Annotated in this window: 11 protein-coding genes; 4 read left to right on the forward strand and 7 right to left on the reverse strand. The window is 72.3% G+C overall.

What is annotated here, in order from left to right; all coding sequences use genetic code 11:
- Positions 1–94: 94 nt before the first annotated feature.
- Both E4622_RS17460 and E4622_RS17465 read left to right on the forward strand, forming a co-directional pair.
- Positions 95–514, forward strand: a complete 420-nt coding sequence (locus E4622_RS17460; protein WP_245156094.1) for an RDD family protein — start codon at positions 95–97, stop codon at positions 512–514.
- A 40-nt stretch (positions 515–554) separates the two neighbouring features.
- On the forward strand, positions 555–1,397 hold the full coding sequence (locus tag E4622_RS17465; protein WP_134741535.1) for a hypothetical protein: 843 nt from the start codon (positions 555–557) through the stop codon (positions 1,395–1,397).
- 133 nt (positions 1,398–1,530) lie between these two features.
- Here the strand turns inward: E4622_RS17465 and E4622_RS17470 are convergent, their stop codons facing one another.
- The 5 genes from E4622_RS17470 to lipB form a co-directional block, all read right to left on the reverse strand.
- Positions 1,531–2,247, reverse strand: a complete 717-nt coding sequence (locus E4622_RS17470; protein WP_134741536.1) for a DUF4191 domain-containing protein — start codon at positions 2,245–2,247, stop codon at positions 1,531–1,533.
- Between the two features lie 49 nt (positions 2,248–2,296).
- The gene (lipA, locus tag E4622_RS17475; protein WP_134741537.1) at positions 2,297–3,250 is read right to left on the reverse strand and encodes a lipoyl synthase; all 954 of its coding nucleotides are present in this window, start codon (positions 3,248–3,250) and stop codon (positions 2,297–2,299) included.
- Between the two features lie 67 nt (positions 3,251–3,317).
- Positions 3,318–4,313 carry a hypothetical protein gene (locus E4622_RS17480; protein ID WP_134741538.1) on the reverse strand — a complete coding sequence of 332 codons (996 nt, stop codon included), beginning with the start codon at positions 4,311–4,313 and terminating at the stop codon, positions 3,318–3,320.
- Positions 4,310–5,281 (reverse strand): ATP-binding cassette domain-containing protein, encoded by a 972-nt coding sequence (locus E4622_RS17485; protein ID WP_134741539.1) that lies wholly within the window; start codon positions 5,279–5,281, stop codon positions 4,310–4,312. The genes E4622_RS17480 and E4622_RS17485 overlap by 4 nt, the downstream gene beginning before the upstream one ends.
- A gap of 68 nt (positions 5,282–5,349) precedes the next feature.
- Entirely contained in the window at positions 5,350–6,075 is a 726-nt protein-coding gene (lipB, locus tag E4622_RS17490) for a lipoyl(octanoyl) transferase LipB (protein WP_134741540.1), read from the reverse strand.
- A 132-nt stretch (positions 6,076–6,207) separates the two neighbouring features.
- On the opposite strand from lipB, the gene E4622_RS17495 reads away from it, so the two are divergent.
- Positions 6,208–6,819, forward strand: a complete 612-nt coding sequence (locus tag E4622_RS17495) for a hypothetical protein (RefSeq protein ID WP_134741541.1) — start codon at positions 6,208–6,210, stop codon at positions 6,817–6,819.
- Between the two features lie 13 nt (positions 6,820–6,832).
- On the opposite strand, the gene E4622_RS17500 is transcribed toward E4622_RS17495, so the two are convergent.
- Positions 6,833–7,714, reverse strand: coding sequence for an alpha/beta hydrolase-fold protein (locus tag E4622_RS17500; protein WP_134741542.1), 882 nt, complete (start codon positions 7,712–7,714; stop codon positions 6,833–6,835).
- A 64-nt stretch (positions 7,715–7,778) separates the two neighbouring features.
- On the opposite strand from E4622_RS17500, the gene E4622_RS17505 reads away from it, so the two are divergent.
- Positions 7,779–8,270, forward strand: a complete 492-nt coding sequence (locus tag E4622_RS17505) for a hypothetical protein (protein ID WP_134741543.1) — start codon at positions 7,779–7,781, stop codon at positions 8,268–8,270.
- On the opposite strand, the gene E4622_RS17510 is transcribed toward E4622_RS17505, so the two are convergent.
- Complete coding sequence (locus tag E4622_RS17510) at positions 8,256–9,155, reverse strand: TIGR01777 family oxidoreductase (protein ID WP_134741544.1); 900 nt, start codon at positions 9,153–9,155, stop codon at positions 8,256–8,258. The genes E4622_RS17505 and E4622_RS17510 overlap by 15 nt on opposite strands.
- Positions 9,156–9,402: the final 247 nt, after the last annotated feature.

Here is a 9,402-nt window from a genome sequence, read left to right on the forward strand (position 1 = left end):
TCTCGACCGTATCGGTTTCGTTTCGGGGATGTAACAGGTGACCGGTACGCGGCTGCCCACCGGCGGCTCGATAGCCTGCGGGGGTGAGGACGACGTGAACACTCCGACGCTCGAGAGCGCGTCGTGGCCCCGGCGCGTGCTCGCGCTGTTCGTCGACTGGTTCGCCTCCACCCTCGCGGTCATCGCGTTCGCGGGCCTCGACTCCTACGGCGAGACCGGCAGCAACGCGCAGCTCTACGTGCTCCTGGTCTACGTCGTCGAGTCGGCGCTGTTCACCTGGCTGCTCGGCGGCTCGTTCGGCAAGCTCGCCACGCGGCTGCGCGTGGTGCCGGCCGACGGCCGCCTCCGCCCGCTCAACCCCCTCAAGGCGCTGCTGCGCCAGGCGATGATCGCTCTGGTGATCCCGCCGCTGGTCTACCGCTCCGACGGTCGCGGTTTGCACGACCTCGTGGCGGGAACGGTGACGGTCACGCTCGACACCTTCCGCGGCCTGCGCCCCGGACCCTCCTCCTGATCACCAGCTCCTCTGCACGGCCCCTCCCGAAAGGCACCTCATGACCCGCTCCCTCTTCCGCCGCACGGCCTCCGCCGCGGTCCTCACCCTGGCCCTCACCTCCCTCGCCGCGTGCGGGGGAGACGACGAGAGCAGCGACGAGTCGGACTCCGGCGGTACGTCGGCGTTCGACCGCCTCGGCAGCGAGAGCGACGAGCCCACGGCCACCGGCGAGCCCACCGACGAGCCCACCGAGGAGTCGACGGAGGAGGCGCAGCCCACCGAGGGCGAGGAGGTCGAGCCCTCCGAGATGGTCGACATCTTCGCCGATGCCTTCGAGGAGGCCAGCACCGCGACGTTCACGATGAACCTCGAGGGCGCCGCGGCGTACGAGGCGGAGGGACAGGCCGACTTCAGCAAGACGCCCACCGCCATGGCGATGACCATCAACGTCGGCGAGATGCAGCCGATCAAGATGGTGCTGGTCGACAACACGCTCTACCAGCAGAACCCCGGCACCGAGAAGTACACCTCGACGTCGCTCGACGACCCTGCCAACCCGCTGTCGAGCCTGGGCGACCAGCTCGACATCCGCTCGCAGTTCGACACCATGGAGAAGGCCATCACCGGCGCCACCTTCGTGGGCGAGGAGGACGGCATGGACCACTACAGCCTCGTCCTGGACTCCGCGAAGCTGCTGGAGGCGCAGGGTGCCGAGACCGGGTCGCTGCCCGAGGGCTCGCTGCCGCCGTCGTTCACCTACGAGCTGTTCTTCGACGACGACGGCTACTTCCGCAAGATGGTCGCCGACCTCGGCGACCTGGGCGGCGAGATGACCGCCAGCTACGACAACTGGGGCGAGCCGGTCGACATCAAGGCGCCCCCGGCCTCGCAGATCCAGTAGGTCGGCTCGGAGCCCCGTGAGGGGTTTCGAGACAGGACTTAGTCCTTCCTCAACCCCCGGGGGTCACTCCCGGGGGTTGAGGAGGTTGCGAAGCAACCGTCTCGAAACCCCAGGAACGTGTGAGGAGCTGAGCTCAGCGGCCGCGCATGTTGCCGCGCATGCCCTTCATGCTGGTCGGCACGGGGCCCTTGGGCATCGGGATCGCGGAGCGGTTGGCGTCGAGGGCCTTGAGGCGGTTGAGGACGTCGGTGAGCTCGGCGGGCTTGACCTGGCGGCCGAGCTTCTGGACGTGGCGCACCAGCTTGGCGAGCGGCACCTGGCCCTCGCCGTCGCCGACGACGATCTCGTGGATCGGCGTCTCGGCGGCGACGCGCTCGTGCTTGCGGCGCTCGGAGGTGAGGATCTGACGGACGCGGTGCTGGTTGCCCTCGGCGACGAGCACGATGCCCGGAGGGCCCACGACGCGGTGGACGACGTCCTGCTGCTTGTTGAAGGCGATGACCGGGTCGGTCTTCCAGCCGCGCTTGAGCATCGTGAGCGCGCTGGCGGCGGCGCCGGGCTGGCCGGCCATCCGGTCGTAGGCCGTGCGCTGGGCGCGGCGGGAGAACACGATCATCGCGCCGAGGAAGCCGAAGAGCAGAGCGCCGATCACGGACATGACCCACTGCACGACGCCCGTGCCGGGCAGCACGTAGAACAGCGCGAAGCCCACGGCGCCGAACAGCAGGAACGAGCCGAGCAGCCACAGGCCGATCCGCTTGTCGGTCTGCTTCGTCATCCGGTAGGTGGCGACGATCTGCTGACGACGGTTCATGTCGGCGGGATCGGTGGGCGTGTCCTTCTTGGCCATGGCTGCGGAGCTGCCTTACTCGTTCGGGCCGACCCGCGGCTGCGGCGGGTCAGGCGGTGGCGGTGGAGACGACACCCTCGCGGGCGTCCATCGCCTGACGGTACAGCCGACCGGCGCGGTACGACGAACGGACCAGCGGGCCGGAGAGGACGCCGGAGAAGCCGATCTGGTCGGCCTCGTCGCGCAGCTCCACGAACTCCTCGGGCTTGACCCAGCGCTCGACCGGGTGGTGGCGCAGCGAGGGGCGGAGGTACTGGGTGATCGTGATGAGCTCGCAGCCCGCGCCGTGCAGGTCACGCAGCGCCTGCGAGACCTCCTCGCGGGTCTCGCCCATGCCGAGGATGAGGTTGGACTTGGTGACCAGGCCGAAGTCGCGCGCCTGCGTGATCACGTCGAGCGAGCGGTCGTAGCGGAAGGCGGGACGGATCCGCTTGAAGATCCGCGGGACGGTCTCCACGTTGTGGGCCAGCACCTCGGGCCGCGACTCGAAGACCTCGCGCAGGAGGTGGGGCTTGCCGTTGAAGTCGGGGATGAGGTTCTCGACGCCGGTGCCGGGGTTGAGGTCGTGGATGGCGCGCACGGTCTCGGCGTACAGCCAGGCGCCGCCGTCCTCGAGGTCGTCGCGCGCGACGCCGGTGATGGTGGCGTAGCGCAGCTCCATCTTCTGCACGGACTCCGCGACGCGACGCGGCTCGTCGCGGTCGAGCGGCTGGGGCTTGCCGGTGTCGATCTGGCAGAAGTCGCAGCGGCGGGTGCACTGGTCACCGCCGATGAGGAACGTCGCCTCGCGGTCCTCCCAGCACTCGAAGATGTTGGGGCAGCCCGCCTCCTGGCAGACCGTGTGCAGGCCCTCGGACTTCACCAGGCTCTGCAGGTGCTTGTACTCCGGACCCATCTTGGCCCGGGTCTTGATCCACTCCGGCTTCCGCTCGATGGGGGTCTCGGCGTTGCGGACCTCGAGGCGGAGGAGCTTGCGGCCCTCAGGGGCGGGAGCGGTGGTCACGTCGGTCAACTGTACGCCGGGCCGGGGGGCCGCCCAACTCGGCTCACCCCCCGGTCGGACCCCCCTGTCAGGGCACGTCGCGGCGGCGGAAGGAGAGCACCGAGGCGGCCCCGGCGAGCACCACGAGCGATCCGAGGTAGATGGACCCGTCGCGCGCGGGCAGCACCTTCTCCTCGTCGCAGTCGAGCCCCTCAGGGGGCTCGGCCTGCATGAAGCACTCGTCGGGCACCTCGACGTTGTAGGTGGCGTCGTCCAGGACGACCGCGGACAGGTTGGTCTGGGGCTGGTACTTCGCGTCGATGCCCAGCACGGCGATCAACGCCCCTCCGGCCACCGCGACGGCCAACAGCACGCCGACGGTGGCGACGGTGCTGCGGAACAGCATGGTGAGGGCGTAGCCACCGAACGCCGCCAGGGCGGCGACCAGCGCGCCGCGGGCGCCGTCCTGGAGGCAGTCGACCAGGATCGCGTTGCTCGACGGCAGGTCGCGGGAGCGGGCGAGCGACCACAGGGCCACCCAGTAGCCGGACAGGACCACGAGCGAGAGCAGGCCCGAGACGAGCACGACGGCCAGCGCCTTCGCGGTCCACACCCGCAGGCGACGCGTCTCGAAGAGGAGCTGGTTGCTCATGGAGCCGCTGCTCCAGTCGTGACCGGCGAAGGTCGCGCCGGCCAGGAGCAGCAGGACCGAGATGAAGGCCGCGACGGCGAGACCCGTGTCGTCGCGCTGCTGCACGAGGTCGAGCTCCTGGGTGGCGAGGTACCACTCGGGCCGGGGGACGATCATCTCCTCGCAGGCCGCCTCGAGGTCCGAGGCGTCACCGACGCCGTAGTCCTGCGGGCTGTCCTGGCAGTTGGCCAGCTCGTCCTCGACGTAGGGCTGCTCGGCCTCTTGCTCGGCCTGGCGAGCGGCGGTGGCGCGGTCGGACGCGGTCGGCGGCACGGTCTCGAGGGCGACGGCCACCCCGAAGACGACGGGGACCGCGACCACGGCCACGAGCAGCAGGAGGATGGCCCGGCGCCAGCGCAACCGGGTCAGCTCGACGCGCAGCAGGGACCTCATGCCCTCGCCTCCGGTCCAGCGTCGGGTCCGGCGTCGGGTCCGTGTCCCAAGGTGTCGGCCTCGGTGAGCTCGAGGAACACCGACTCGAGGTCGCGGCGGATCGGGGTGAGGGCGGAGAGCCAGATGCCGGCTTCCCCGAGCACCCGCGTCACCTCGGACGGTGCGTCGGACTCCACCAGGATCGCGGTCTCGCCGGCCGTGGGCGGCACCACCGCGAACCCCGCGCCGCCGAGGGCGCTGCGGGCGGCGGCGGGGTCGTCGACCTCCACGCGTACGGCGGAGGGCCCGGTGCGGAGCAGCTCGTCCACGTTGCCGGAGGCGAGCAGGCGCCCGTTGCCGATGATCGTGGCGGAGGTGCAGACCTGCTGCACCTCGGCGAGGATGTGCGAGCTGAGGAGCACGGTGACCCCCCGCTCACCGAGGTCGCGGATGGTGTCGCGGATCTCGCGGATGCCGGCGGGGTCGAGGCCGTTGGTGGGCTCGTCGAGGATCAGCAGGTCGGGGTCCTTGAGCAGGGTCGCGGCGATGGCGAGGCGCTGCTTCATGCCCAGCGAGTAGGACTTGAACCGGTCCTTGTCACGCCCGGTGAGCCCGACGGTCTCGACCGCCTCGTCGACCCGGCTCCTCGGCACGCCGATGGCGCGGGCGAGGAGCAGCAGGTTCTGGCGGCCGCTGAAGTGGGGGGAGAACTTGGGCGACTCGACGACCGCGCCGATGCGGTCGATCACCTGGGGGAGCGCCGAGGGGATCGGGTGCCCGAAGACCTCCATCCGGCCCTTGCTGGCCCGGGCCAGCCCGAGCAGCATCCTGATGGTCGTGGTCTTGCCGGACCCGTTGGGCCCCAGGAAGCCGTGGACGCCTCCCCGCGGGACCGCGAGGTCGAGGTCGTGGACGGCCACCCGCAGGCCGCCCCTGCGGCTGCGGAACTCCTTGCGGAGCCCCGAGGTCTCGATCACCAGGTCACTCATGTCGCCCTCTCGTCGTCACGCAGACGATCCAACAGGCACCGCAGGGTGCCTGGCGGGCGCAACACGCGTCAGGGGGTGAGGAGCTCGATCCTCGGCGCGCGACCGGGCTCGGGGCGGGCGTCGTAGTCGGGAGTCGGTGTGTAGGGGGCCCAGGCGAGGTAGTGGCGCAGGTGCCGTTCGACCGAGGGCAGCACCTCCTGGACGGGGACGCGCCGGCCGAGCTCCTGCGACAGGGTGGTGACGCCGGCGTCGGCGATGCCGCAGGGGACGAACCGGTCGTACCAGCCCAGGTCGACGTCGCAGTTGAGGCTGAAGCCGTGCATGGTGACGCCCCGGCTGACGCGGATGCCGAGGGCGGCGACCTTGCGCTCCGGGCCGCGCTCGTCGGCCCGCAGCCACACGCCGCTGCGCCCGGGCACGCGTGCGGTGACGACGCCCAGGTCGGCGCACACCTGGATGAGGGCCTCCTCCACCCGGCGCACGTAGTCGACGACCTTGACGTGGTCGGGGAGCCGGACGATCGGGTAGCCCACGAGCTGACCGGGGCCGTGGAAGGTGATCTTGCCGCCGCGGTCCACGTCGATGACGTCCGCGCCGCCGGCGTCGGCCGGGCGCTCGTGAGGCTCGGTGCGCTTGCCGGCGGTGTAGACGGGCGGGTGCTCCAGCAGCAGGACGGTGCCGGGCTGCGCGTCGTCCGAGACGCGGGCGTGCACGTCGCGCTGCAGCTCCCAGGCCGCGAGGTAGTCCAGGGCGTCGGCGCCGAGGCCGACCTGCTCGAAGCGGAGCTCACTCACGCCTCGATGCTACTCGGGGGCCGCGGTCTAGACACGGCAGCCGCCTCGTCGCGGAACCTGACGCTGCCGGGCCACCGGCTCGTAGGTTCGCGACCAGCGGGGCACGGGGCTCCGCGTGCGAAGGAGACCCCCATGATCACCACCAGCCTGCTCTGGGTCCGGCGCAACGCCGTCGCCCTCGTCGCCCTCACCGTGGCCATGGGCGGCACGTCGTACGCCGTGACCGCCCTGCCCAAGAACTCCGTCACCAGCCGCGCGATCGCTCCGAACGCGGTGCGGTCGGGCGACGTGAAGGACGGCTCTCTGCTGCGCAAGGACTTCAAGGCCGGGCAGCTGCCGCGGGGCGCGACCGGCGCGCAGGGTGCGCCCGGGCGCTCGGCGCTCACGACGCTGAGGGTCGGGGAGACGGTGACGGGGGTCATCGGGCTCGACACCGAGGTGGCGGCCTCCGGCGGAGACATCCGGACGTGGGCGAGCTTCCCGATCCCCGGGACGACCAAGCCTCCCCATGTCCGGATGGACTCCACGCCCGGAGAGACGGAGTGCAAGGGCGGAGCCGACGCTCCCACCGCCCCGGCCGGGTTCCTCTGCGTCTACACCCTGGGCGCAGTCAACCCCCAGTTCGAGGCGAACACCCACCAGATCGCGTACAACAGCAACCTGGGCTTCAGCGTGGTGTGGGGTCCGACCTCGTCCGGAGACACCTTCTTCTACGGCACCTACGCCTACACGCAGGGCGACTGAGGGGGTCGGCCGCTCACAGTCGGGCGCCCAGGAACGCCAGCTGGTCGGGCAGCACCCGGCGCCAGTAGGCCCGGTCGTGGGCGCCCGGCTCGAACGTCGCGGTCACATCGGCGCCGGAGGGGAAGCCCGCGACGTAGTCCTCGACGTCGCGGTAGAACGGGTCACCGGTGCCGCAGTCGATGCGGACGGCGGTGCCGGCCAGGTCGTCCTGGCGGCCGGTGACCGTGAACTCCTCGTACTCGGCCGCGTCCTCGAAGCCGGACCGGCTCGCGGCCGTGGCGTCGGTCCAGACGGCCGGGGAGCCGACCGCCACGACCGGTGCGCGGCCCGGCCCCAGCAGCCCGGCCAGCCGGAGCGCGCCGTACCCGCCCATCGACCAGCCGAGGAGCCCGACCCGGTCGACCGCGAGGTCGTCGCGCCGGCCGAGGAGCGGCAGCAGCTCGTCGGTGACCATGGCGCCGGCGTCCTCCCCGTCGGGGCGGCGGTGCCAGTAGGAGCGTCCGCCCTCCGGGGCGACGACGGCGAAGGGCGCGACGCCGTCGGCGACCGCCGCGGCGAGGAGCTGCGGGATGCCGAAGCCGTCGGGCTCGAACGCGTCGAGCGTCCAGCCCAGCCCGTGCAGCGCCACGACGACCGGCAGGCGGTCACCCTCGGAGCCGGGCGGGCGCAGCAGCACCCAGCCGGTGCGGGCACCGCGGCGCTCCGAGACGAAGGAGCCGGCCTCGATCGGTCCCGGCGTCACATCGGGCACGCGCCCCGGCTCGCCGTTGAGGCCGAGCGCCGCCTGGAGCCGGGGGCGGCCGGGCAGCACGCCCTCGACGACCCCCGCCGTGCCGGCCGCGCCCGCGGCGGCGACGCCGACCGCGCCCAGCAGGACCCCGCGACGGCTCAGCACGCGGTGATCCTCTGCGGCTGTGGATAACGGCGAGGGACGATCGCGATCGAGGTAGGACTGAAGGATGAACGCACGTCCTGTGACGCCGGTGGTGCTGATCTTGTTGCTGACGGTCGCCTGCTCGTCCGCGCCGTCGGCCGAGCGGTCGACCGGGCCTCCGGTGGCAGCCGTGGCTCAGGACTCGCCGGTGGCGGTGCTGCAGGCGTGGGACGAGCGGCGCGCCACGGCGTGGGCGAGCGGCGACGTGCGCGCGCTGCGTCGGCTCTACGTCGCCGGGTCGGTGGCCGGGCGACGTGACGCGGCGATGCTGCGCCGCTACGTCGAGCGGGGGCTGACCGTGCCGACGCTGGACGTCCAGGTCCTGTCGGGCCGGATGCTCGCGCAACATCCCCACCGGCTGACCGTCGAGGTGACCGAGCGGCTGGCGCGGGCCTCGGCCTCCGACGGTGCGCGGTGGTGGCGCCTGCCCCGAGGGGGTGTGACGACCCGTCGGGTGACGCTGCTGCTGGCGGGCGGCGAGTGGCGCGTGGCGCGCGTGGACTCAGCGCAGCCCTGAAGCCAGCACCGCGTGGACGTCACGGTCGCGGACGACGTAGCCGGCCGCCTCGAGCGCGGCGGGCCGCACGTTGAGGGAGCCGAGGATCTCCGGCGCCATCTCGCCGCCGGCCAGGTTGAGGAGCGGCTTCGGGGCGAACACGAACGCCGGCCTGCGCACGGCCCGGGCGAGCGCCTGCGTGAACTCGCCGTTGGTCGGCGTCTGCGCGCAGCAGAGGTTGAAGGGACCGGCGGCCGTGGGGTGCTCGGCGAGGTGGACGACCCCGCCGACCCAGTCGCGCAGCGAGATCATCGCCATGTGCTGGCGCCCGTCGCCCAGGCGGGCGCCGAGGCCGGCCTTGAACAGCAGCCGGAGCTGCTTGAGCGGCGCGCTGCCGCGGTCCATCACCGGAGAGGTGCGCAGGATGCAGACCCGGGCACCGGCGGTCACGGCCGGGTCGGCTGCCTCCTGCCACTCGCGGGTGACCTGGGTCAGCAGGGCGTGCCCGCGGCTGTCGGAGGCCTCGGTCAGGACCTGGTCGCCGTGGTCGCCGTAGTAGGAGATGCCGTTGCCCGCGAGGAACGCCGGCGGACGCTCGGCCGCAGCGACGGCCTCGGCCAGCACCCGGGTCGTGGTGATGCGGCTCTCGCGCAGCTCGCGGGCCCACTTCTGGGAGTGCGGGTTGCCCGCGGTGGGGGAGCCGGCGAGGTTGACCACCACATCGGCCGCGGACACGACCGACTGGTCCAGGACGCCGGCGTAGGGGTCCCACCGCGACTGCCCGCCGCCCGCCGCCTCACGCCGTACGAGGGAGGTGACGGTGTGGCCGCGCCGGACCAGCTCGTCGCGCAGGTGCGTGCCGAGGAAGCCGGAGCCGCCGGCGAGGACGATCGACAGGGAGGCCATGCCCCCACCCTGCCAGGCAGTGCCCCACGCGGCGCCACGCCGACCGAACACGCGTCACACTGCCCGCCCGAAACTCACGCTTCCCGTACGAAGCTTCGTACGGGAAGCGTGAGTTTCACCGGGTACCCGGTGAATCTGGACGAGCGCCGGCACCCGCCCGACCTCTTCGCACGACGCACAGAGGGGCCCCGCACGAGCCAGCCCGGGGGGGGCCCCGCTGCGGGGCTCCGACCACGAACAGGCCCCC

Source organism: Nocardioides sp. 503, from assembly GCF_004522095.1.
GTDB lineage: Bacteria > Actinomycetota > Actinomycetes > Propionibacteriales > Nocardioidaceae > Nocardioides.